This window comes from Mesorhizobium loti (genome assembly GCA_014189435.1).
Lineage (GTDB): Bacteria > Pseudomonadota > Alphaproteobacteria > Rhizobiales > Rhizobiaceae > Mesorhizobium > Mesorhizobium loti_G.
In genome coordinates this window covers 601,696-624,981 of the sequence record CP050295.1, presented here as the reverse complement: position 1 = coordinate 624,981, position 23,286 = coordinate 601,696, and the positions used below count along the sequence as shown (strand labels likewise).

At 60.7% G+C, this 23,286-nt stretch carries 14 protein-coding genes and 5 pseudogenes; 4 read left to right on the top strand and 15 right to left on the bottom strand.

Translation table 11 applies throughout. The annotated features are described in order from the left end of the window. Positions 1-4: 4 nt before the first annotated feature. Positions 5-499: a nodulation protein NolB gene (locus HB777_40000; protein ID QND69779.1), complete on the bottom strand. Its 495-nt coding sequence runs from the start codon at positions 497-499 to the stop codon at positions 5-7. 185 nt (positions 500-684) lie between these two features. Here HB777_40000 and HB777_39995 point away from each other — a divergent pair, with 185 nt between their 5' ends. Both HB777_39995 and HB777_39990 read left to right on the top strand, forming a co-directional pair. Then, positions 685-1,389: a nodulation protein NolW gene (locus HB777_39995; protein ID QND69715.1), complete on the top strand. Its 705-nt coding sequence runs from the start codon at positions 685-687 to the stop codon at positions 1,387-1,389. A gap of 292 nt (positions 1,390-1,681) precedes the next feature. Continuing rightward, a complete protein-coding gene (locus HB777_39990) occupies positions 1,682-3,520 on the top strand; it encodes a nodulation protein NOLX (GenBank protein ID QND69714.1) in 1,839 nt (612 codons plus the stop codon). Between the two features lie 860 nt (positions 3,521-4,380). On the opposite strand, the gene cpaD is transcribed toward HB777_39990, so the two are convergent. The 3 genes and pseudogenes from cpaD to HB777_39975 all read right to left on the bottom strand — a co-directional run bounded on the left by cpaD (position 4,381) and on the right by HB777_39975 (position 7,136). Then, entirely contained in the window at positions 4,381-4,944 is a 564-nt protein-coding gene (gene cpaD / locus HB777_39985) for a CpaD family pilus assembly lipoprotein (protein QND69713.1), read from the bottom strand. Positions 4,945-4,954: 10 nt separating this feature from the next. Continuing rightward, positions 4,955-6,419, bottom strand: a pseudogene (locus HB777_39980) (type II and III secretion system protein family protein). A gap of 27 nt (positions 6,420-6,446) precedes the next feature. Continuing rightward, complete coding sequence (locus HB777_39975) at positions 6,447-7,136, bottom strand: response regulator transcription factor (protein QND69712.1); 690 nt, start codon at positions 7,134-7,136, stop codon at positions 6,447-6,449. Between the two features lie 634 nt (positions 7,137-7,770). Between HB777_39975 and HB777_39970 the strand changes: the two are divergent. Then, positions 7,771-8,082, top strand: a pseudogene (locus HB777_39970) (coproporphyrinogen III oxidase). A gap of 480 nt (positions 8,083-8,562) precedes the next feature. Here the strand turns inward: HB777_39970 and HB777_39965 are convergent. After that, positions 8,563-9,716 (bottom strand): annotated as a pseudogene (locus tag HB777_39965) (porin). Positions 9,717-11,015: 1,299 nt separating this feature from the next. On the opposite strand from HB777_39965, the pseudogene hemN reads away from it, so the two are divergent. After that, a pseudogene (gene hemN / locus HB777_39960) lies at positions 11,016-12,344 on the top strand (oxygen-independent coproporphyrinogen III oxidase). Positions 12,345-12,917: 573 nt separating this feature from the next. Here hemN and HB777_39955 read toward each other — a convergent pair. The 10 genes and pseudogenes from HB777_39955 to HB777_39910 all read right to left on the bottom strand — a co-directional run bounded on the left by HB777_39955 (position 12,918) and on the right by HB777_39910 (position 23,137). Continuing rightward, a pseudogene (locus HB777_39955) lies at positions 12,918-13,273 on the bottom strand (hypothetical protein). A gap of 220 nt (positions 13,274-13,493) precedes the next feature. Then, positions 13,494-14,477 (bottom strand): beta-ketoacyl-ACP synthase III, encoded by a 984-nt coding sequence (locus HB777_39950; protein QND69711.1) that lies wholly within the window; start codon positions 14,475-14,477, stop codon positions 13,494-13,496. Beyond that, positions 14,474-15,739, bottom strand: coding sequence for an adenosylmethionine--8-amino-7-oxononanoate transaminase (locus HB777_39945; protein ID QND69710.1), 1,266 nt, complete (start codon positions 15,737-15,739; stop codon positions 14,474-14,476). Before HB777_39945 ends, HB777_39950 begins: the two co-directional genes overlap by 4 nt. After that, positions 15,739-16,374, bottom strand: a complete 636-nt coding sequence (gene bioD, locus HB777_39940) for an ATP-dependent dethiobiotin synthetase BioD (protein ID QND69709.1) — start codon at positions 16,372-16,374, stop codon at positions 15,739-15,741. The genes HB777_39945 and bioD overlap by 1 nt, the downstream gene beginning before the upstream one ends. 10 nt (positions 16,375-16,384) lie before the next feature. Next, entirely contained in the window at positions 16,385-17,521 is a 1,137-nt protein-coding gene (locus HB777_39935; GenBank protein QND69708.1) for an 8-amino-7-oxononanoate synthase, read from the bottom strand. Beyond that, the gene (gene bioB, locus HB777_39930) at positions 17,518-18,516 is read right to left on the bottom strand and encodes a biotin synthase BioB (GenBank protein ID QND69778.1); all 999 of its coding nucleotides are present in this window, start codon (positions 18,514-18,516) and stop codon (positions 17,518-17,520) included. Before bioB ends, HB777_39935 begins: the two co-directional genes overlap by 4 nt. A gap of 202 nt (positions 18,517-18,718) precedes the next feature. Further along, positions 18,719-19,600, bottom strand: a complete 882-nt coding sequence (locus HB777_39925; protein QND69707.1) for a carboxylating nicotinate-nucleotide diphosphorylase — start codon at positions 19,598-19,600, stop codon at positions 18,719-18,721. Between the two features lies 1 nt (position 19,601). Further along, positions 19,602-21,143 carry an L-aspartate oxidase gene (locus HB777_39920; GenBank protein QND69706.1) on the bottom strand — a complete coding sequence of 514 codons (1,542 nt, stop codon included), beginning with the start codon at positions 21,141-21,143 and terminating at the stop codon, positions 19,602-19,604. Then, complete coding sequence (gene nadA / locus HB777_39915) at positions 21,140-22,114, bottom strand: quinolinate synthase NadA (protein ID QND69705.1); 975 nt, start codon at positions 22,112-22,114, stop codon at positions 21,140-21,142. Before nadA ends, HB777_39920 begins: the two co-directional genes overlap by 4 nt. Before the next feature lie 63 nt (positions 22,115-22,177). Then, on the bottom strand, positions 22,178-23,137 hold the full coding sequence (locus HB777_39910) for a hypothetical protein (protein ID QND69704.1): 960 nt from the start codon (positions 23,135-23,137) through the stop codon (positions 22,178-22,180). Positions 23,138-23,286 lie beyond the last annotated feature (149 nt).

Below are 23,286 nucleotides of genomic sequence, written 5' to 3'. Positions count from 1 at the left end.
CCGTTCATCCTTCTTTTATTAGTTTGTTCACCGATGAGGTGATGCCGCTGACACCTTTGGAAACAAGCGCAACCTGGGTGACGCCGTTGTAGAGATCCCGCAGACCAGCAACCATCGCTTCGAAGTCACCCCCTGCTCGCGGAACGTCCGACGTCCCCGTTGCCCCACCTTCGACCGGAAGCCTCTCAGCCGCACCCGGTAGAGCGCCCTTCGGAAGGGCTACCTGATGGTCGGGCGCGGCAGAAGTAACTGCATTGTCCCCGTGCATCGAAGAAATCGCCTGCAGCACGCGGTGTCCCAGTGGACTTGTCTGCGCAGTTGCGCGTTGAACATCCAAGGGCGGAGGAACAGGCGCCGCCGCAGCGGTATCGCTTTTCATCGAGGCAGCCGCCTGGGCTAGAGCGTGGTCAAACTGGGCCTGCTCGCCGAATGACGGTGAGCCAACTCTGGAGAGACTGTCAGTAACACTGGCAGGGATCGACGTGACAGGCATCATCATACAAGGACTCGATTGCTTCTCTTTAACGCGTGACGAGTCCAGCCGGTTCATCACCCGCTGTTGAGTCAATCCCTTAGGGAGGCGAGCTGACGACAAGCTGACGGGAGCGTCGGTTGGTCATTTAAAGTCACTTTGACGACTTTGGTGACTTGTGAAAATTCCATCCTTTGGTTTATCAGGGCGAGATGCCAAGAACGCTCATACGATCCACCATCCTGCACAGCTTGAAAAGACTTCTCTGTGTCGGGTTTTTTCTCTCCGCCGGCATCCAAACAACTGTCGGCGCCCCCCTATCGCTTCCCTCGACACCCTATAGGTATACGGTTCTAGATCAGGATCTCACTGCCGCGTTGCAGGAGTTCGGCAACAACCTGAACATCAGGGTCAATATCAGCGCCGAGGTGAAGGGGCGGATTCGCGGGCGTATGCCGGATTTGCCACCGCGCGAGTTCCTGGACCGCTTGACCAGCCTGTACCATCTCCAATGGTACTATGATGGGCTTGTGCTCTATGTGTCCGCTGCAAAAGAAGCGCAAACTCGGATGCTCGTGCTCACTTCGATTCGTTTCGATGCCTTCAACGGCGCCCTCGATAGGCTTGGCATCTCCGATGACCGCTATGTAGTGAGACCCACGCCCGGAAATGGCCTCGTCCTTGTTTCCGGTCCACCGCGCTTCATCGCGCTCGTGGAGCAGACGTTCAACGGCCTTGTGGCCGAGGCGCAGGCGCAGCCTCACGTCGCTGAGACGCCGCCAAGGGAATCGGTACTGATATTGTTTCGGGGTTCCTCCACCACGGTCGTCCGTAACGGACAACCGGAAGTCTCTTATTCTTCTGACGTGCCGCAACCGGATAGCGTTGCAGGGAAGCCTGAGCTGAGCCAGAGATGACATCTAAGGAGACGCCGCAGCTTCTGGAGAAATCATCACGTCGGCCGCTCCTGATTGTGAATTCTTCTGAAATTCGTCAGTTTCTCGAAAGCTAAGCCGCTCATGATGGGAATCGGAAGCCCCATGTCGCTGGCTTTTGGCTGGAATTGACCTTGGGGCTAACAACGAGCGGAGCAATTAAAGGCACTGCTAGGGGCCATTTTGGCGACCGGCCAACGCTCGGAACGTTCGTGAAACATTGGCTTACATGAGGCCTTTGTTGGGATTTCAACGTCACGTCTGAGGATGCACAATGTCGGCCAGCAACCTTTCATCATCCATCACTTCGAATCTCCCACAGCCCGTACAGGCATGGTCGGGCCTGAAGCCTTCTGCCGTGGTATTGCAGACTCAGCAAAGCGCATCGTCCTTCGAGGCAATGCTGTCCACCTACTTGGTCGGAGACATGACCAATCCTGGCGCGCTCCGGGGTCCGCTGGCGCCGGATGTCGAATCGACGTTGGAAGATTTGCGGCAGCACCCATTGGACCTGCTGCCGTCGCATATGAAGGCGGCAATCGAATCGATGGATCAGGCCCCGCAGCCTCCTGCGATCGCCTCCGATTTCATATCGCCGGCTCCCGTGCCAAGCTCGAGAATCACGTGGAACGGCGGCTCGCTAACCAAGGCCGAGTTGCAGATCGTGGCAGTGCTGAACCGTCACAAGGACCAATGCCCACTCAGTTGGGAGTCGCTTGGCGATAAAGCCAATGATCCCTCTACGCCGCCGGATCTGAAAGCGGCGATCGAAGGACTGCAGCAGGATCCCGAACTCTTTTACGCGATCGGATCGCAGGGCGATGGTCGCTGTGGAGGCAAGATCACGGCGAAGGATTTGTCTGGATTTTCCCGCCATCACTCACAAGTTGCCGAATTTCAAGACCGACAGGCGCAAAGCTACCAGCAGAACTACATTCCATCCGACAGCGCCGGAAATGCTCAGCCTTCGGTCATGACCTTGAGCGATGCGCTGCGCGAGCTTTACCGGTACTCCGACGACCTGCCTAAGGATCTAAGCCTGGCTGATTTCAAGCGGATCGTCGACGGCCAAGCGAAAACCGGCAAATGTCCGCCTCAGGTCATTGCGGCTGCTCAACACTTCCTAAATCACCCGGATGCCTGGAAGCAGCTGTGCGGTGGTTCAGATACGGTCCATAAAGACGAGTTCCTCAAAGCCGCTACATCGTCAATGAGCCTCACGCAAACCGAGCTGAACACGCTCAAGATGATTAACAGCAATCAGCGCGCCTTCTTTGGGAGCGGTGACCTGACTCGTGACAAGCTGGCGAGCATGGCAGACGACAAGAGCCTCGATCCGAAGGTACGCCAAACGGCCTCGCAGTTACTCTCCGATCCGCTTTTGTTCGGTTTGCTGAACAATTCAATTACGGGCTATAAGACCCACAATGAGTTCTTCGACTTCGGCGGCGGGCATACGGTCGATTCCGGCAACATCAGCAAAAAAGACTTCGCGCAATTCTACGGCAACATGTCTGTTGCGAACAGCACCGTTCAGAAAACGAAAACCCATGTGCCTGAAGCCGCTGCAGAGCAGGAGGCCGTCGCGGACATGATGATGGGTGCGGCGGACCAGCCCGATATCAAGTCTTCCAAAAAGAACGGCGGGGCCTTCATCCACACAGTCGGCGACGTGCTGAAGGTGTACTCGACAGTGGTTGATTGGACTGCGACGGCGGTTGGTCTACTCAGCTTCATTCCGGCCGTGGGCCAAGTGGCCGATCTCGCATCGATGGCGCTTGCGTGCGAGGCGCAAGCGTTGAATGTTGTCCGTACAGCTATTACCGGAGGCAATATGAAGCAGGCGCTGCTAGAAGCTGGCCTCGGTGTCGCAGCGCAGGCGGTCAGTCTTGTCGCCGGCCCCCAGGTCAAACTCGCGATTCGCAACGGGCTCATCAGGAAGGCAATGGAAGAGGCTGCGACGGCCGGCATCAATCTGCCGCTTTCAACGGCGCAAACCTACGCAGAAGAGTATTTGAACAATCTGCAGGCACGCCTGAATGCGGAACCTGTCCACGCCGCAGGTATTCCTAGCCCGATCAGCACGCCGCAATTATCTCAGAACGTGGCCTGATAAACGGATTGCGCTTCCTCGGCGCGATCCCCCATCCTGCCAATCAGCGGCCGCGTAAAGCTTTGCTGCCGCGGCGCTATCAATCTGACCGGCGCGCCTGGAAGATCGCCAGATCGCCATCTATTCCAAAGTGTCTAGAGCAGGTCCGGCTTGATTCGGCTGACCTGCGCCTTTGAAGTGGTGTCACACCGGGCGGGTGAGAAGGAGAGCTCGACAAAAGAACCCGGCAGAGGGGATTGTGCGCGCCAAGGCAGAGCGATCATCAAGGCCCAATGCGACTTGGGTTTGACAACGCGTTCTCGATTGCGGCAGAAAATTAAGCGTGGCGCCGGCCAGCTCGGTCGCGCCGACGCACGGCGCCATCAAGCTGAGGCGCGCAGCGCCCGCTGAAGAAAGTGATCCTCCGGCGACCATGGGGCACCGCCGGCCCCGCAACACTCGCCGCCTGGAGCGCGGCGCCGCGCCATCTTGTTCGACACGAACCGGCCAATATTTGGGCGCCTGGCCATTGATCCAAGCGGTGGCACTTCAGGTACGCGAAGCTTAAAACGCCAACAAAGGGTCCGCTCAGTGCGCATGCCATCGTCTTGCCCTCAAAAGGTGCCTTGGAGCGGATCCTCTCAACTCCGTTCACACCATCAGCGTGACAGTAACGGCTGTCTCACCAAGGAAAGTCGCGAGCCTGCAGCGTCCACTCAAGTGCGCCCTAGTGTGGTAAGGGGGCAGCTGTTTTCCATCTCGATCGTCGCAGGTCAACGACCTCGATGAGGCGATGATCGTGCGCCAAAACCGATGGGTCCGCGCGTTAGGTGCTGAAGCAGCTGCCAGGGTGTACCAGGTAGAGACGAGACGACTTGACATCAGCCGTCTTTGTCCTTCGCGACCGTCCTGTATCTGGCTACTGGTACAGCCGCACGATCGCCATCGCTTGGTTTGACAGCCCTGTTGTCGAGCAAATCGCGCGGATCGCTGACCATTGCCGCCAGGTTATGGCGTATCGAACAGCCAAGCGTCTGGTCGAAGGACTTGTCATTGAGTAAAGGGCCGGAATACGAAGGACAGACAGGAGGGCGGGCACGATAGACAATCGCCTCTATTCGCACTGCGCCGCCGTTGGTTTGGTCGAGCAAATGGATGTTGTAGCCGCCGATGCCCATCTGCCTGGCCTCATGGACGGCCTCTGCGCTGAGCCCGAACGCCCCGCTGATAAGGAGGTGAAGGGCATCGCGCCGGCCGTGACTTGCCGTTTCAAGGAAAACGCGCAAACGCCGCCGTTCGGAAGCGCGAAGGCTGTGTAACGTTAGTACGGTGGTCTCCTGCCCGATAAGGATCGGTGCCAATGGCTCGACAATCGGCGCGGTGCTTGTGCAGCCACTTACGCTTACCGTCAGAGTGATCACCAGACTTATGATCCGCAACGTCATTCGTAGACCGCTATTCAATGATAAAGCCGAGGCCGCCCTTGGCGCCTGACGCGCCAGTGCGGGGACTAGGGCGCTGGTCCACTGGCGGACTTGCCAACGAATTCGTCAGAGTGGCCCCCTGGTCCAAAGGCGCCCCCATCCGGTCCGTCGGTGCGCTCATCTGGTTGGGGTTCGATCCTGGCCTTACGATGTAAGGCGTCACCAGAATAACCAGTTCCGTCTCTTGCTTTTGAAATGAGGACGAACGAAACAGGGCGCCAAGGACCGGCAACTCGCCCAGCCAAGGAAAAACACTGATATCAGTGTTGACGCTCCGCCTGATGAGGCCACCAATCGCGAAGCTCTGCCCGCTGGCGAGTTCGACGACCGTGTCGGCGCGGCGGGTGGAAATTGCCGGCACGGAGATGCCGTTGATTTGAACAGCCCCTTGAGACGATAGTTCGCTGACTTCCGGCTTTACGCGAATATTGATTTGGTCGTTGTTGAGAACGGTTGGCACGAATTCCAGGCTGACGCCGAAGTGACGGAATTCAACCGAGACTTGCCCCTTTTCCTGCAAGACAGGGATGGGAAATTCGCCACCGGCCAGGAAGCTGGCAGTTTCACCTGACATAGCGGTGAGGTTTGGCTCGGCCAACACGGAAGCGATGTGCTCCTCGGCGAGCGCATCGAGAACCGCGCCGACGTTCACAGCACCATTGTCGAATCCGATTTCTGCTGTACCGCCCCCATTCGCCGCACCAGCGCCAGCACCTTTGCCGCTTAATAAACCCACTTTGAAATTGCCGACTTGACCGAAGGCGGACAGGTTAATGCCGAGTGCCTTCATCGCGCTACGGGGAGACCTCCGCTACGCGGACACTGAGGTTAACCTGCAAGGATCCAGCGACCTTGATGTTATTGACGACCTGCGCACCGTCCCCGAGAAATTGCTCAGTAACTCTTTTCGCCGTGTCGACGGTCTCGGCATCGGGCGCTGTACCGCTTAAGATGGCACCGCGCGGCGTATAGCTGACTCGGATCGGATAGTCGCCGACCTGGTCCCTCAACATGGCGCGCAGTTCCCCGATCGGTTGCGTGACGACGATACGAAACTCAGCGAGAGCCTCGCCGTTTTCGTCCAGGGCGAATAGGCTCGTTTGCCCGGATTTCTTGCCAAATACGAAGATGGTTGTACTTGAGGGTGCCTGATAATCGGCGATCGCCGGGTCGGCAACAAAGATAGTCGCGGCTGCCGCGGGCAAATGAACTGTCTTGCCGAGCGAAGAGGAAAGGTTCAGCGTGGCGTTGATGCTGTTGGAAGCGGCACGGGGTGCCGCTTGAACCTGCTTGTTCTGGGCAGCGGCGGGAAGAGGAGAAAACAAAGTGAGCGCGCAGAGGACATGACTCAAGTAACGCGAAACAATAGGTCTCGGGCCGACGATGAGCGGCGGCCGCGGATCAGTGCCCGCATGACCAGTTGGAATGATTTTCAAGGCAGTCTTTTCTTTCAATTCGACCAACTATGCGGATGTCGCGCTAGTCGGACATTCGAGAATGTAACCAATGCCACGCACGGTCTTGATCCGTGGCGTTGCACCTGACCTATTGAGATGTCCGCGTAAGCGATAGATTCCGACTTCAAGCGCGTTGGCAGATACTTCATCGTTGAACGAATAGAGGTGATCTTCCAAGTGCGCACGCGGCACGATGCGGCCTGCACGGTTGAGCAGATGCTCTAGAATACATAGTTCACGGCGTGCGGCCATCAGCGGATGACCAGCAACGGAAACCTGACGGCCGATCGGATCGAAGTGGAGATTGCCAAATACGATGATCGGGTCGGTCATCTGTGTCGACCGGCGCAGAACAGCTCGCATTCTGGCGATGAGTTCGTCCGTAAACACCGGCTTGACCAGAAAGTCGTCCGCGCCACCATTGAAAACCGCAATTCGCTGCTCAAGATGGTCGATGTTGCTCATCACGACGGCAGGAACTGAATGTCCGTCGCTCCTTAGCTGCCTCAGCCAATCCAGACCATCGCCATCCGGCAGAACCAATTCCAGCAGAAGAATTTCATAGCTCGCGCAACAAAATGCACTCGACGCCTGCTCCAGTGTACCAACGACGTCAACGGCGAAACCGCTATCGCCGAGCGCAACTCGCACGGCGCGCGTAAGATCCGCATGATGGTCAACGAGCAGCGTTCGCATTTCATCTCCTATCAAGGTAGGACAGGTGACCGACCGCTATGGGATGGTGCGACAGCAGACGTCGCGCAACTCGTCGCAGTATTCGTAACCCTCTCTCCGACGGGTAATCGCAGGAGCGTGCAAGCCGCACTCCTGCAATAGGCGGGGACGGAACATGTGAAGACGAGTTGACGGGCCGAAATGCCGCTTGGTCAACCCAAAATGCCACAACTCCGCCTGCAATTTCTCTGCGCATCGTCCACCTACGTGCGGCCCCTGCATTCGTTAGGCCGAGGTCGCCCTCGAGAACCCCATGATTCCGTGGCTACGAAGGGTTAGCTTTCGAGAAGTGACTTGAACAATCGAATGTTCGGATTGTAGGTATACACATAATGGATGCATTCGCATTTCAGCCAGGCGCGGCGAGTCGCACGCTGCCTGCCGGTGGCATGATGTGTTCGCACCGAAGGGCGGGCCCGATCAAGCTCATCTAGGGTGACACGCCGCGGCCAGAGGCTGATGCTCGTGCCGCGGCCGGGAGCTTGCGCTCGGGTCATCAGAGCGTCGAGAGCGGCGATCACTGACCAGGCTGCCGCCCCATCTGAGCGCGGAGAAACCGGCTCTGGTGGTTTCAAGGCGACCTCGGTGACCGTTTCTGACCAAATATCGAGAGGCCCGCCTGCCTTGGTACACCATCTATTCGACTGTGCCGGAGTTCTCCGCGGCGGTCAGTGCCAGGGCTCATGGTCAATGCCAGGGCTCATGGTCAATGGCTGAGGGACCTGCCGGCTCAGTGTCGCTCTATCTCCACATTCCGTTCTGCCGATCGGTGTGCCGGTATTGCGGCTTCCCTACCACCATCACCCGCCAAGATGCGGCGGTGGTGCGTGACGAGATCCGTTTGGTCTCGGAGCAAACACCGCAGCCGCTGCCCGTGAGCGACGTCCATTTCGGCGGCGGAACGCCGGCGCCGCCTGGCGCTATGGCTGCCGCGGCGACTAAGATCCGTAGCACTGGCATCGTTCACTGGCACGAACAGGAACTCGGCTGTGTCGTTACCGTCTGATTATGGGCGACCCGCTGGAAGCGGCTTCTCTGGCCAACCGATTGTCTCCTACAGCGCTGTGCTGCGCAGCGGCGTCCCGAACGGGACGGGCCTCCACGCCGACCGCGTCTTCCGGTTGAGCAGCAAGGGCAAATTCTCGCCTGAGTATCGCGCGCAGCAGGAACTTCTAAATGAACCAGTACAGCACCGGTCGTCAAGATCGTGCTGCAAAGCAACCAGAGCAACACGGGGTTTTAGAATTCCTGGGACTGAGCTGTCGCACTATCGGCTGAGATGCAGCAATTTCGAGTTCCTCATGACCCTGCTAACACTCGCTTTCGCTCACACAGACGCGGCAATAGGTCCGCTCAATAGGACACCGAGATGCAGCTTTTCAGTCCGTTAGAATGAGTATTGGAAACGGACGATGCCGCCGACGCTGTTCTTTTTGTCGGCGTTAGTCCAATTCACGTTGGAAGGGTCGACCATGCCGACGCCGAAATTGCCGTAGTGATAATGGTCGACTTCGACCGTCGCTGTAAAACCTGGCACGACCGTATAGGCGACGTTGGCAGCCAGACCATAGTTCTTGAACTGATCGCCCGATAGTCGAAGGTTCAACGACGTCTTCTCGTTTAGCAAATAGGCGCCGCCGACCCAGAAGGCCCAATTGCCCCCCACTGCTTGTAGAAACCACGACCGTGGGCGTCGATGAGGTTAGTGGAGTCATCGTTGAGCGTGCCGTTGGAACCGTAGCCGACCATTCCGAATAGTGAAAGTTCGCTGGTGACATTCACGTCAAGGCGGACCTTGCTGGCCACCGACCCGTAATTGCTATCATAAGCGACAACGCCAGTGATCGCGCCCCAGCCTTGCGTATACCTCATGCCGCCGACGACGTGCGGAACATAGCTGTCGATAGTACCGACTGCGCTCGAGCCTTCCTCGAGTGAAACTAAAGTCGAAAGGCCATTGCTGGCGTCGAAGTAGTACTGAATTACGTTGGTGTCAGCGTCGCCGTAAGGAGCAAGCTTGCCATTGAGAACGTTGCCGGCGTGGCCAATAAAGGTGTCGAAGGCCGACCAGTCCTTACCAACTCGCAGGCCACCAAGCTGAACCCAGGCGAAAGTCAACATGACCTCACTGTTGAAGGCATAGTTCTGAGGACTATCCGGACCCGGATAAAAGTTGCGGTTGCCGAAGTTGAAATGGGTTTCGGAATAGGTCTTAAAAGTACCGAGTTCGGTCTCCTGGCCCGTCCATGTTTTTAATGCCAAAAGCGCGTTGTTCCGCCATGTTCCCCGATCCTCGCCAGTTCTCACAGCTGAAATTCTTGCGCCGTCATTCGAGCCGAGGTCGCCGGCGCCGATGTCATAACGAACATAGCCGCCAATGCGCAGGCAGGTCTCGGTGCCGGGAATGTAGAAGTAGCCAGCGCCGTAGACGTCGCAGATCTTGACGTGTTCAGCGGGTCCCAGCTCGGCGTCGGCGCCGCGCGCACCGGAAATTGCGGTCAGGGCCGCAGCGGAGCCGACAAGAAGGCTATTGATATTCATTCTTGATCTCCATTCAAAGATTAAAAGGGGGCGGGCGACCAAGAATGAGCCCTTCACCAGTCCCTTGTTCGAAGGAGAATGGCATAGCGCTGCTTCTCCGCCATTATCCGTCACACTGATCTGGGTCGGCGCCCTGCGATCGACGCTACTCGTCAGCCTAAATCGTCAGTTCGCCCGTGGAATCGCATTTCTGAGCCATGGCCATAGGCATCTCCGCTATTGTCGGCAGACCGTCACAACCGCTTTCGGAGTCGATTGTGCAAGTCACGTGCCACGCTGAAGACGTGAGTTGCGGGCTGACCCTCAAATTGGCCAGTCTCATTCGCGTCGCGTTTCTTGTTTTTGGGCGTCAGGCTGAGCACGAAGGGCAAATGTTTGGAATCTGGTTTGTTTGTTCGATATGCGACAGTTTCGTTCAATGGTGACAGCATTTGTTCGGCTTGGAACCTCGGGAGACATCATTGCGCGGAACCGCTCGATGATCAGACGAGACCCCAACTGACCCTGACACAATCCACGAGCAAGGTCGGGCACGCGATTGTCGAAGGACGGCCGGGCCGGTTGGGGCGGAGGGCCGCGCCTAGTCGGTATGAAGCCGGCCATGATCGCGTGGAAACCAGTCCGGACAAGGTGATTTCGCAGATCTGGGAAGACCGACGCGAACCGTTGTAAACCGCCTCTGAATCGCTGGCCGGGATGGCCCGTTCGGTTTTTGCAGCAGCATGCGAATTCTCGGTGCGATTGTTCAGACCGTGTGAGAACAATGTTCGACTTGCGGCACCACCTGGCGCTTTGCCGTTGCATCGATCATCGTGCGCCTTGGGCGCGGTCCTGCTATCGGCATCAGGTAAGCAGGTGCGTGGCAGTTTCGGCATTGCGGCGGCCTCGATAATCCCGTCGCATTCCCGTCCTGATCAACGCGTGACCACGAGCTCATCGAGATGTCAGATGGTCTTTATAAGCCTCAACCAGCAGCCGGCGAGCAAAGTCTCGTACTTCGTCAGGATTCGGCAATGCCGCGCTCCACCAACGTTTCATCTAGGCGCCCGGCTGAAAATGAGAGCGGAAGTAGAGCCGAACGGTGTGGGCGATGGTCTCGGGGGAAGCGATAGCGCCGTAGCTAACCCGCTAGGTGTTCATACCATCCCAACGGAGACTCATCGGCGGTGGCATCGCCCCGTGAGCATTAACACTGGCAAAAGGCAAATTGCAGCGAAAAGCGGAACGGACTGACATAGCGCAAAGACACAGGAGAGCGCAGCGGTAAGGATGACCGTTATCAGCATGGGACGGTAACTGTTGCAGACTTCGTTTCTGGCCAAATATCGCGAGGCCCGCCTGCCCTGGTACACCATCTATCCGACTGTGCCGGAGTTCTCCGCGGCGGTCGGTGCAGAGGCTTATGCGGAATGGCTCAGGGACCTACCGGCTGACGATCCGGTGTCACTCTATCTCCACATTCCATTCTGCCGATCGACGTGCTGGTATTGCGGCTTCCCTACTACCATCACCCGCCAAGATGCTCCGATTCTCAAGTATCTGTCGGTGGTGCGTGACGAGATCCGTTTGGTCTCGGAGCAACCGCCGCAGCCGCTGCCCGTGAGCGACGTCCATTTCGGCGGCGGAACGCCAACCCTCATCGGGCCAGCGGAGTTCTTGGCCATCATGGAGTGCCTACGCCGCCGCTTCGCGTTCAGGAAGACGACCGCCGTTGCAGTCGAGATCGATCCGCGCACGTTCACGGCCGAGATGGCCGAAGCCTTAGCAGCAGCCGGCGTGAACCGCGCCAGCCTCGGCGTGCAGAGCTTCGATCCCATTGTTCAAAAAGCGATCAACCGGGTCCAGAGTGAGGCGCAGACGGCGGCTGCCGTCGAAATGCTGCGCCGGCATGGAGTAAGCCGCATCAACTTCGACCTGATCTTCGGTCTCCCGCATCAGACGGTGCGGTCCTGCGTGGAGACCGCGACGGCGGCGGTCGCCATGCGCCCCAACCGGCTTGCGGTGTTCGGCTACGCGCACATTCCATCCGCTATAAAGAATCAGCGCCTGATCGAGGAGACAGCGCTGCCGGACAGCGCTGCCCGTGCCGAACAGGCTGCAGCCGTGGCCGAGACGCTGGTTGCCGCCGGCTACCGAGAGATCGGGCTCGACCATTTCGCCTTGCCCGACGACGAACTCGCGCTGGCGCAGGAAACCGGGCGCCTGCGGCGCAACTCACTGGGCTACTCGGCTGACACCTGCAAAACCCTGATCGGTTTCGGCGCGTCCGCTATCGGGCGGGTTGGCGAGGGTTACGTCCAGAACGAGGTCACACGGGATTGCTACAGCCGTCATATCGCAGCTGGCCGTCTGGCGACGTCACAGGGCTATCGTCTCACCGACGAAGACCGCGTGCGAGCCGCAATCATCGAGCGGCTGATGTGCGATTTGGAGGCCGATGTGCCGGCAATCTGAGCCGCCCACGAATTTGATCCGATCCGTTTTCCCGATTCCGCCGAACGCTTGGCGATGCTGGTCAAGGACGGGATCGTCGACATCGAAGATGGTATCATCCGCGTGCGGCAGGAACATCGCTTTGTGATTCGCGCTGTTGCTGCCGCCTTCGATGCCTTTCTCGCAAATCGCTGAGCGAAGGCCAAGCGGGAGGCCGAGCGGGGAAAAGGCCCGCAGGTTCGCACTCCAGAGGCAATTGGTCTTCAGCGACACGCACCGGGTGCGGCTGACAAACCGTCGAGCTCACCCGCATCTCGGCGCGGCCACGACACAGCCTTGGCGCCCATCTCGGCCACAGAAGGAGGGCGTCTCTAAGCGCAATATGGTGGGTTTCTGTGGATTGACATTCCACACTGCATCTACGGGACTTTTGGCCATAGGTCAGTCTCAGCAAAGCTGAGAGGGCCATGATAACCCTCACCTGGCCAATCGACATTCTCGATTCAAATCTGCGTTGAGATTCGATCTGGAGCGAGGGATGGCCCGGCGATATGAACTGAGCAGCGAGCAATGCCAGCGCCTCGAAAGCCTGCACACTTCAGGCGCGGTAAGGCCGGTATGGGAACGGATATTCGCTGACCTGATCGGGATCCTCAGAATTACCAAGTGATGCTCGACAGCACATTGGTTCGTGCCAACCAGCAGGCAGCGACCGGGAAGAAGGGCCATAACCAGCCTTCGATTACCAAGATCCGAATGTCGGTCGACGGCCAGGGGCGCCAGATCACTCACCGCAGCCAAAGCGAAAGCGGCCAGCGGTCCAAAGAATGCCAGGATTACGCCGCCAAAAGCCGTACCAACGCTGCGCACAATATTGTATCGGACAGACATAAGCGGTGATGGCAACCATTTCAGCGTCCGATTTGATGGTTGCGCTCGTGCAGGCCGCATCCACATTGCCAGTATTCTTCCTCTCAACCCTTGCCCAACTGATGGCAACCGTTTGCACGAGCCACCCGAGGCTGGATATTTGTGTGGCCGTCCAGATCGGGCGAAACACCTGGTTTCGAAATGGAGCGAGCGTCGTTGAAAACGGGCATATGGGGGTTTTTTTCGCACTGCATGACGTTGCCGGGTTCGGTCACCTCCACGCCGGCAGCCATCGCCAGGCAGTCCTCGCCCAGTCAGGTAGCCTTGCCGCTCGTCGTGCTCGAAAAAGGTGGTCGGCACGGTGATTGGCTCTCGCGTCAGGGAACCAGAGCCATGGAGCCTGCAGGCGACTATTTTCGCATTGGGCCATCCTAGCTCCATTCATGACAGTCCTGTGCGTGGCCGAGCGTTCCGCTAAGTTCCAACGATGAGGGCGCCTCCGCTGAGACCCGCACCCGCTGCCGCCAGGAGGGTCTTCTCGCCCTGCCGGTACGGCTCCGCTTGGTTGGCCAGCGACAGCGACAGCGGGATCGTCGCGGCGGAAGAGTTGCCGTATTCTGCGATCGTCTTGACGATCGCGTGATCGGCGATGCCGAGATTCCTTCCGACCGCATCGAAAATGCGGGTGTTGGCCTGATGCGGTACAAACCGATCGATGTCTCGCGCCCACATATGCGCCGTGGCTAGCGCGTCGCGCGAGCAGGCAGTCATCATCTCGACCGCCTTGGCGAACACTTCACGGCCGTCGGTGATCGTCATTCGAGTCTGCTCAAGGTCGAGGTCGCCGTGGAACGGCTTGTTGCTTCCTCCAGCAGGAATCTGGATCAGCCCGTAGCGCGAGCCATCGGAAACCACCGAGGCACCGAGAATGCCGCGATCGGGGTCCTCGCAAGGACCGATCACCAGGGCGCCGGCGGCATCGGCAAACAGCACGGCGCTGGCACGCTCAGCGGGATTGATGCGACGGCTGAGGATGTTGGCGGCGATGACAAGGGTGGATTTGCCATGCAGGCGAGTGAACCCGTCGGCGAACATCAGCGCATAGATGAAGCCGGCGCAAGCACCAGCGAGGTCGACCGCGCCTGCACGGCCGAGACCCAGACGATGAGCTACGAGCGGCGCGCTGGGCGGCAGGAGGTGATCGGGTGTCGAGGTGGCAAGCAACAGCAGCCCGATGTCGCTCCGCTCGATGCCGGCATTCGCCAACGCCATGTCGCCGGCATGCGCGGCAAGGCCCGACAACGTGTCTTCGTCGTTTGCCCAGAAGCGTGACCGTATCCCGGTCCGCCGCTCGATCCACCCGGGTTCGAGCCCGAGACTGTTCTCGATTTCCGGGTTCTCGACCCTGCGCGCCGGCGCATGATGGCCAAACCCAAGAATGCGCGACGATCTGCTCATGGCCTTGAACCGAAGCGTTCGCCCGCCTCCTCAATGGCGTCATAGAGTCGCTCGAGCTCGTCGCCGGTGATGCAATAGGGTGGGAGAAGGTAGAGGACATTGCCGAGCGGGCGCACAAGCAGACCCTTGTCGAGGAAGAACGCGCGCAGTTTCGGCCCGATCTCGGCCAGATAGCCGGCTGAGCCGGCGCGCAGGTCGAGAGCCACGATCGTGCCGGTCGCCCGGCTGTCGGTGAAGAAAGGGTTGTCGAGAAAGCGTCGAAGCCCGGCGGCCTGCATCGCACTCAACGCCGCAATGCGCTCGGCCACCGGCTCGTCGCGCCAGATCTCGACATTGGCAAATGCTGCCGCGCAGGCAATCGGATTGGCGGTGTAGGAGCTCGAGTGGAAAAACGTCTTCGTCCGGTCCTCGGAATAGTGAGCCTGGAAGATGGCATCGGTGGCGAGCGTGGCCGCCAGAGGGATCACGCCGCCGGTCAAGCCCTTCGAGGTGCACAAAATATCAGGAGAGATGGACGCCTGCTCGCAGGCGAACATGGTTCCTGTTCGCCCCCAGCCGGTCATCACTTCGTCGGCGATCAACAGCGTGCCGGAGGCCTCGGCGATCTTCTTCAATTCGGTCAGAACCGAGGCCGGATACATCAGCATGCCGCCGGCGCCAAGCACCAGCGGCTCGACGATCAGCGCGGCGGCGCGCAGGTCGCGGCAGACAGCCTCGAACCGATCCAGCGTCTCCTGCTCTCGCCCGGCGGCCGGGAAGGGGATGGTGTCGACCTCGAATAGCAAAGCCTCATAGGCGGCGTTGAACACACCGCGGGCGCCGACGCTCATCGTGCCGATCGTGTCGCCATGATAGCTGTGCTCCATGACGACGATGCGCGAGCGCGGTGCGCCGATGTTGCGGAAATAGCCAAGCGCCATCTTCAGCGCGACCTCGACGCAGGTCGAGCCGCTGTCGGAATAGAACACCCAATCGAGTCCGGCGGGAGCGAGGCCGACAAGCGCCTTGGCCAGGCGCTCTGCCGGCTCGTGCGTGAAGCCCGCAAAGATAATCTGGTCGAGGCTCGACGCGGTTGTCTCGATTGCCTTCATGATGCGCGGATGGCGGTGGCCATGCGTGACGACCCACCAGGAGGAGATGGCGTCCAGGATACGCGCGCCGTCGGCCTTGTGGAGATAGGCGCCTTCGGTCATGACGATTTCAGGAATCGCCGGCTCGAGCGCATGCTGGGTGAAGGGGTGCCAGACATGGGACTGCGACATCAGTCACCTCCCGCAATCGAGGCGAAGGCGAAGCCGGCAATCATTGCGTCTCGCAGCGTTTCTCTCGTCAGCGGATCGAGATAGGGCAGCCTGCCGAGCTGCGGCACCCCGCCCATTTCCACGATTGTCCGTTGCGTATCGGCCATCTCATCGCCGATGAAAGCGATGCCGGCCAGCGGGATGGAGCGGGCGCGCAGGGCCTCGATCGACAGCAGCGTGTGGTTGATGGTGCCGAGCGTGGTGCGGGCACACAAAATAACTGGCAGCCGCCACTCAGCGAAGATGTCGATGAACCTTGTGCGCCGGTTGAGCGGCACCATCAGCCCGCCCGCGCCCTCGATGACGAGCGGCGTCGGCAGGACGGGGAAAGTAAGATCGGCAGCCTTGATCGCGACGCCGTCGATCTCGGCCGAACGATGCGGCGACAGCGGGCTCTTCAAGCGGTAGGCTTCCGGCAGCACGCGCTCCTCGGGCAAGCCGGCAAGCCGCGCAACCACCTCGCTGTCGGTCTCGCCGTCGAGGCCCGATTGCACCGGCTTCCAGTAGAAACCGTCGAGCAAACCGGCGAGGCCAGCCGCAAACACGGTCTTGCCAATTCCGGTGTCGGTTCCGGTGATGACGATGCGTTGGGTCATGCCGCTCTGGTCATGTTTGGGCCAACACCTCAACGAGCGCGTCGACCATGGCCGAGATGGCAGCTTCGTCGACGTTGAGCGTCAGCGAAATGCGCAGGCGCGATGTGCCCTCTGGCACGGTCGGCGGGCGGATGCCGCGGATGTCGAAGCCGCGGGCCTGCAGTTCCGCCGCCACCACCATGGTGCGCCCGACATAGATGGCAAAGGGCTGTATCTGCGAGCCGCTCGGCTTCACGCCGCAGCGCTCGGCCAATTGACGGCCGCCGAAGGCAACGCGATCCTGCAGCTGAACGCGGCGCATGGGCTCGTCGGACAGCATGGCGAGCGCTTCGCGCACTGCCACCGCCATCAGCGGCGATGGCGCGGTGGCGTAGATGAATGGCCGGCACCGATTGATGAGATAGTCGCACAGCGTTCGCGGTCCGGTGACCAGTGCGCCCGACGCGCCGAGCGCCTTGCCGCATGTGTGGAGCGCGACGATGTTGTCGCGGCCCTTGAATGCGGCGGCCAGCCCCCGGCCATCCGGTCCCCAGACACCGGTGGCATGCGCTTCGTCGACGACAAGGAATGCCTCGTGCCTATCGGCAAGCGCGACAAGACTTTTTAGCGGCGCGCGGTCGCCATCCATGCTGTAGAGGCTTTCGATCGCGATCCAGACGCGTCCCATGCCGCCTTCGGCGCGCCAGCGCGTGATCGCGTCCTCGGCAGCATCGACGTCGTTGTGCGCAACCAGCTTGAACTCGGCGCGTCCGGCCCGCGCCCCCTCATGCATGCTGGCATGGGCGAGTTCGTCGAGGACCAGCAGGTCGCCCTTCTGTGGCAGCGCGGTCAGAAGGGCGAAGTTGGCGATGTAGCCGCTGCCAAAGAACAGCGCGCGTTCGGTGCCGAAGAACGCGGCCGCGTCTGCCTCCAGTTGCTCATGCTCCGGCGCGTTGCCGCGCAACAGCCGCGACCCGGTTGCGCCAACCGGCGTACCCCGCGCAATGGCAGCCGCAACCGCCTCGCCAAGTCTCCTGGAGGCGGCCAGCCCGAGATAGTCGTTCGACGAGAAGTCGAGCCCGGCGCGTGGCGCAAGTGTGCGCAACCGGTCCCTGCGCGCCAGTCCCTGCAAGGTTGCCTCGTAGCGGGCAAGCGGTGCCCCGTTCATTGCGCCTCGACTGCCATCGGCTCGATGCCAAGGCGCCGGAAGAGCAAAAGATCCTTGTCCTCGCCGGGATTTTCCGCCGTCAGCAGCGTGTCCCCAACGAATATGGAATTGGCGCCGGCGAAAAAGCACAGTGCCTGCATTTCGTCGCTCATCGCCGTCCTGCCGGCGGACAGCCTTATAAAGGACTTGGGCATCATGACGCGAGCGAGCGCAATTGTACGCACGAAGGCGAGCGGGTCGAGGGGGCCGGCCTCGGCAAGCGGCGTGCCCTTGATGGGGATCAGAAGGTTGATCGGCACGCTTTCGGGCGGCTCAGGCAGGTTGGCCAGCGTGACCAGCATGTCGATGCGGTCGGCCTTTTCCTCGCCCATCCCGAAAATGCCACCGCAGCAGACCTTTATGCCAGCCTCGCGCACGTGGCCAAGCGTTTGCAGCCGGTCGGCAAAGGTGTGGGTCGAGACAACCTCTGGGTAGTAGCGCTCGGAGGTGTCGATGTTGTGGTTATAGTAGTCGAGGCCGGCCGCCTTTAAGCGTTGCGCCTGGCCAAGTTCGAGCATGCCGAGCGTCATGCAGGTCTCCATGCCGAGTGCCTTTATGCCCTGGACCATGGCGATCAGGGCGTTCATGTCACGCTCCTTCGGGTTGCGCCAGGCCGCGCCCATGCAATAGCGGGTGGCGCCGGCGTCACGCGCCTTGGTCGCCTCAGTGATGACCCGCTCGACCTCCATCAGCTTCGTGGCCATCAAGCCGGTCTTGTGATGTGCAGACTGGCTGCAATAACCGCAATCCTCCGGGCATCCGCCGGTCTTGATGCTGAGCAGCCGCGACAGCTGCACCCGGTTGCGATCGAAGTTCTGGCGGTGAACCGTCTGAGCCAGGAAGAGCAGGTCATTGAACGGCATGCCGTGGATCGCCTCCGCCTCCTTGCTGCACCATCGGGGTAGCGCTACGTCGATGGTGTCCACAACCTGGTTCACATCGGTTTCCGCGTTCATTTCAATCGTCATCTTCAAAAGCCTTTTGTTGCTGGTTGGCGAGCGCGTGCAGGGGTCAATCGACCGGCGGGGCTCGCAGCGCTATGACCGTCGTCAGCGCAATGCGCCTCGAATCTCACGTCGTTGAACGGTAACAGGCTCGCTTCGAGCACCTTTTCGCTGCATGCAGGTCCGAGGGGTACTGCTCTTCATTTCGTCTCCATCAGTTCAAGCGGGTGCCGATGTTTCCCAGGGCTGGCATGTCCAGGCCGATATCGAGGATCGGCGCGCTGTGGGTCAGCCAGCCCATGGAAATGAGATCGACACCGGTGGCTGCGATTGCGGGAGCCGTTTTCGGAGTCACCCGACCTGAGGCCTCGGTGATTGTGCGGCCGCCGACCGTTGCCACGGCGCGGGCAAGGTCCTCGACTGACATATTGTCCAGCAGCACCGCGTCGACTCCAACTGTAAGCGCGATATCCAGCTGTTCCAGCGTGTCGACCTCAACCTCGATCTTCACCATGTGGCCTGCGGCGGCGCGCGCCCGCTCTATAGCTGTGCGGATGTCACCGGCGATCGCTATGTGGTTGTCCTTGATAAGCACGCCGTCGTCGAGCCCGAAGCGGTGATTGGCGCCGCCGCCGACGCGCACGGCGTATTTCTCCAGCGCGCGCAGGCCGGGAGTCGTCTTTCGAGTGCATACGATCCTCGCCTTGTGGCCACGCACGGACTCCACCATCGCCGCTGTGGCTGTGGCAATGCCGCTCAGGCGACACAGGAAATTGAGCGCTGTGCGCTCGGCTGCGAGCAGGCCGCGCGCCGGTCCACACAGCTTCGCGATGGTTTCGCCCGCCCCGACATCACTGCCGTCAGGACGCCAAATGTGAATGTCGATCGCGGGCTCCACGAGCAGGAAGGCGTACGCGACCAGATCGAGCCCGGCAACGATGCCCGCCTGTCGCGATTTGAGCACCAAGGTGGCAATGCAATCGTGGGGGATCACTGCATCGCTGGTCAGGTCGCCGCATCTGCCAAGGTCTTCGAGAAGGGCACCGCGCACGATCGGTTCGATCAGGGTCGAGGGGAGGGGTGAGAATGAAACCATATCACGTGCTCCGTGTCGGTGCCCGGCAACTGAGTGCGGCGGCGGCCTGCATTGCGCTGTTCAGCGTCAGCCGTGACGTACACGCGTCTGCATCGCGCCGGGGGAAATCGGATCGACAGTGCGCGCCGCGGCTCTCTTCTCGCCGTAGGGCTGCAACGGCCAGCATCAGTGAGACCAAAGCCGGGCCGGACTTGGGGCCGTCGTGGCCTGCCATCGGCAGCAGGGTCGCCACCGCTTCGCGCATCGTCTGGCCATCGCGGATGATGCCGAGTGCGGCGGAGACGACCGCCCTGATGCCTGAAGCGTCTGGCCGTGGAGGCACCAACGTGGAACATACACGCCGTCGCCGGGTATACGATGCGCCGGCAACGCTTTCAGCAACCCAGCTCGCGGTGACCGCCGCTTCGGTGAGCGAGTTGCTTGCGAGACGATTGGCGCCGTGCAGGCCAGTACAAGCAACCTCGCCGCACGCCCACAATCCCTCGACGGAGCTGCGGCCGCCGGCGTCTACGGCAACGCCGCCCATGTGATAATGTGCCGCTGGGCGCACCGGAATCGGGTCGGTCGCAGGATCTACGCCTGCCTCGCGGCACAAACCGGCAATGCCTGGGAAGCGCTTTTCAAAACTAGGGCCGAGACATCGCCGCGCGTCCAGGAACACGCGGCCCCCGGCAGCAAGCTGATGCCAAACGGCGCGCGCCACCACGTCGCGAGGCGCAAGCTCGCCGCCAGGCGTTTCAGCGAGGAAGCGCTCTCCTCGCTCGTCAATGAGCATCGCGCCTTCGCCGCGCACTGCTTCGCTCACCAGCGGCATCGGCCGACCCGGGGTGTCGAGGGCGGTCGGATGGAACTGCACGAATTCCAGGTCGGCGAGCTCTGCCCCGGCCCAGGCAGCGAGTGCCAGCCCGTGTCCCCATGAGCCAGGCGGGTTTGTCGTGTCGAAAAACAGGCCGCCGATGCCGCCGGTTGCCAGCACCGCGCGGCGCGTGGGCAAAGCGACCGCACCCGCGTACCCGACCGCGACCACGGCGATGACCGACCCGTCTTCCACGATCAGGCGGCGGACCTCCACGTTTTCGAGAATAGTGATCGAGGCTGTCCGGCGCGCTGCGGCGATGAGTGCGCGGACCAGCTCCCGACCCGTGGCGTCGCCGCCGGCATGCACGATCCGCCGTTGCGAATGTGCTGCCTCAAGCCCGAGCCGCAAAGCGCCTTCAGGGTAGCGGTCGAAGGCGACGCCGAAGCGGTCCAGGGTCTTGATCGCATTGGTTGCAGCCCGGACCACTCGCCGCACCGTCGCCTCGTCGCAGAGGCCGTCGCCGGCTGCAATTGTGTCGCAAAGATGAAGTTCGGGGTCGTCGTCGCCGCCGAGACTTGCCGCAAGACCACCCTGAGCGAGCTCGCTGCAGACTCCGGTTCCAAGCGGCGCATTGGACAGAAGCACGACCGGTTCCGGCGCTAGATGAAGCGCCGTCATCAGGCCGGCAATGCCGGCGCCGATGACGACCGGCGCTCCGGCGATGTCGAGGACATCAAGGTTCATATTGAAAGCATGCGCTCGACCGCGCGGCGGGCGGGGTCGGCTATCCCGGGATCGATCCGGATCTCGTACCGGTTCTCCTCGAGCGCGGCGCGAATGTTGGCGAGCGTGATGCGCTTCATGTGTGGGCAAAGATTGCAGGGGCGAACGAACTCGACGTCGGGATGCGCGACCGCGACGTTGTCGCTCATCGAACATTCCGTCATCAACACGACCCGTGCCGGTTTCTCCCGCTCGACATAATCCGACATGGCGGCCGTCGACCCCGAGAAATCCGCCTCTCTGACAACGTCGGGCGGACATTCGGGATGGGCGAGTACGACCACGCCCGCGTGTGCAGCGCGCAGCTCGCGGATATCGGCCGGGGTGAAGCGCTCATGCACCTCGCAATGACCCTTCCAGGCGATGATCTCGACCTTCGTCTGGGCGGCGATGTTCTTCGCAAGAAATTCATCGGGCAGCATGATCACACGCGGCACGCCGAGCGATTCCACTACCGCCTTGGCGTTGCCCGAGGTGCAGCAGATGTCGGATTGGGCCTTCACGGCGGCGGACGTATTGACATAGGTGACAACCGGGACCTCCGGATAGCGCTGCCGCATCAGCTGCACATCTTGTGCCGTGATCGAATCCGCCAGTGAGCAACCGGCGCCCATGTCCGGGATGAGCACGGTCGTGTTCGGATTTAGCAGCTTTGCGGTCTCGGCCATGAAATGCACGCCGGCAACCACGATGATGTCGGCATCCACCGCCATTGCTTTACGGGCCAGTGCGAGGCTGTCGCCGACGACGTCTGCGACGCAATGGAAGATCTCAGGCGTCTGATAATTGTGCGCTAGGATGATGGCGTTGCGCTCCCGCTTCAGCGCGAGGATGGCATCAATGTCGTTTGCAAAGGCCGACCATTCGACTGGCGGGACCACGCGCCGGACGCGCTCGTACAACGACGCGGCAGTAGGTAACGCCCCAGTCATCAGCGCCTCCGATTATATTCGATCTGATAATAAGGGGATATGTCTACCTTGACTATAAGGTTGTCAAGCCCGCGTCAGCGGCAATTTTGTGCCCGCGACCGCCCTTTCATCGAGGACCCCACGGCGGAAACGATAGAGCTTTGCTGGTCGCCCCCCCGTATCAACGGAAGTCTCGCCAGTTTCCTCGACCAGCTCCTGCTGCTCAACAAGCCTGCGGAAGTTCGGCTTGTTGATGAGCCTGCCAGCTAAGGCTTCCACCGTTCGCTGCAGCTGCAGCAGTGTGAAAGTCGGCTGCATAAGCTCGAAGACGACCGGCCGGTATTTGATTTTAGAGCGCAGCCGCGCAATGCCGGTCGCCACGATGCGGCGATGATCGGCGACCATGGACTCGCTGGGCACCAGGGGAAGCGGGGTCGCGTCCGTGCCGCTTCCGGCCTCCTGAACCAGGCCTGCTTCGTAAAGCAACTCATAGCGTTGAAGCGCGAGTTCCTCGTTCCAATGGCGATCATCGAAGCCGAACGCTATCGCCGACCGCTGACGGCGTTCGCGTCGCGTGGCTGCGTCGCTTGCGCCATCCGCCCACTCGATCAAGCGCGGTCGCACAAAATCCAGCATCACCGGCGGCGTGCCGGAGCGGTGATCCTCCCATGGAAAATATTCGTACCAACTTCGCCAGCCGCACTCGGTCGAGCTCTGTTCCTTGCGGGTCAGTGCGAGATAGCTGATGGAGATGGCGCGCTCGCGCTCGGCGCCGATGCGGTCCCGATCCGCGAACGTGTAGAGTTGCTCGGTGTACCCAAGCGAATGGCCGGTCTGATGCTCGACCCACCCCCTCAGGCCGGATTGCAGCGATCGGTGCTCGAGCGCAAACGGTCCGGAGGGAAGGGTGTTCATCCGGCCGATTGTTAGGACACAGGGTTCACTGTCATTGACGGCGACGACAACGGCGATCAAATCGACTTTGACTTGGCCGGCCTTGATGGCGGCTCTGTCTTTCCTGGTTCCTGTTTTCTTGTGGTCCATGTCCGCGAAGTGGTTGGCCCAGAGCTAGGGGCGCCTTAATCGATTTAGTGTAAGCGTGGAGGTCTGCGCGTCAACACCGCAGATCCGCAAGTCCGCTTTTTTAGCTCTTCGCATTTGCACAAAAATATGCCAAACGCGACACCCGCAGC

What these genes read in the sequence shown, in the direction of transcription:
- HB777_40000 (QND69779.1), bottom strand. Translation starts at nt 499, where the DNA reads ATGATGATGCCTGTCACGTCGATCCCTGCCAGTGTTACTGACAGTCTC.
- HB777_39995 (QND69715.1), top strand. Translation starts at nt 685, where the DNA reads ATGCCAAGAACGCTCATACGATCCACCATCCTGCACAGCTTGAAAAGA.
- HB777_39990 (QND69714.1), top strand. Translation starts at nt 1,682, where the DNA reads ATGTCGGCCAGCAACCTTTCATCATCCATCACTTCGAATCTCCCACAG.
- cpaD (QND69713.1), bottom strand. Translation starts at nt 4,944, where the DNA reads ATGACGTTGCGGATCATAAGTCTGGTGATCACTCTGACGGTAAGCGTA.
- HB777_39975 (QND69712.1), bottom strand. Translation starts at nt 7,136, where the DNA reads ATGCGAACGCTGCTCGTTGACCATCATGCGGATCTTACGCGCGCCGTG.
- HB777_39950 (QND69711.1), bottom strand. Translation starts at nt 14,477, where the DNA reads ATGAGCAGATCGTCGCGCATTCTTGGGTTTGGCCATCATGCGCCGGCG.
- HB777_39945 (QND69710.1), bottom strand. Translation starts at nt 15,739, where the DNA reads ATGTCGCAGTCCCATGTCTGGCACCCCTTCACCCAGCATGCGCTCGAG.
- bioD (QND69709.1), bottom strand. Translation starts at nt 16,374, where the DNA reads ATGACCCAACGCATCGTCATCACCGGAACCGACACCGGAATTGGCAAG.
- HB777_39935 (QND69708.1), bottom strand. Translation starts at nt 17,521, where the DNA reads ATGAACGGGGCACCGCTTGCCCGCTACGAGGCAACCTTGCAGGGACTG.
- bioB (QND69778.1), bottom strand. Translation starts at nt 18,516, where the DNA reads ATGAACGCGGAAACCGATGTGAACCAGGTTGTGGACACCATCGACGTA.
- HB777_39925 (QND69707.1), bottom strand. Translation starts at nt 19,600, where the DNA reads ATGGTTTCATTCTCACCCCTCCCCTCGACCCTGATCGAACCGATCGTG.
- HB777_39920 (QND69706.1), bottom strand. Translation starts at nt 21,143, where the DNA reads ATGAACCTTGATGTCCTCGACATCGCCGGAGCGCCGGTCGTCATCGGC.
- nadA (QND69705.1), bottom strand. Translation starts at nt 22,114, where the DNA reads ATGACTGGGGCGTTACCTACTGCCGCGTCGTTGTACGAGCGCGTCCGG.
- HB777_39910 (QND69704.1), bottom strand. Translation starts at nt 23,137, where the DNA reads ATGGACCACAAGAAAACAGGAACCAGGAAAGACAGAGCCGCCATCAAG.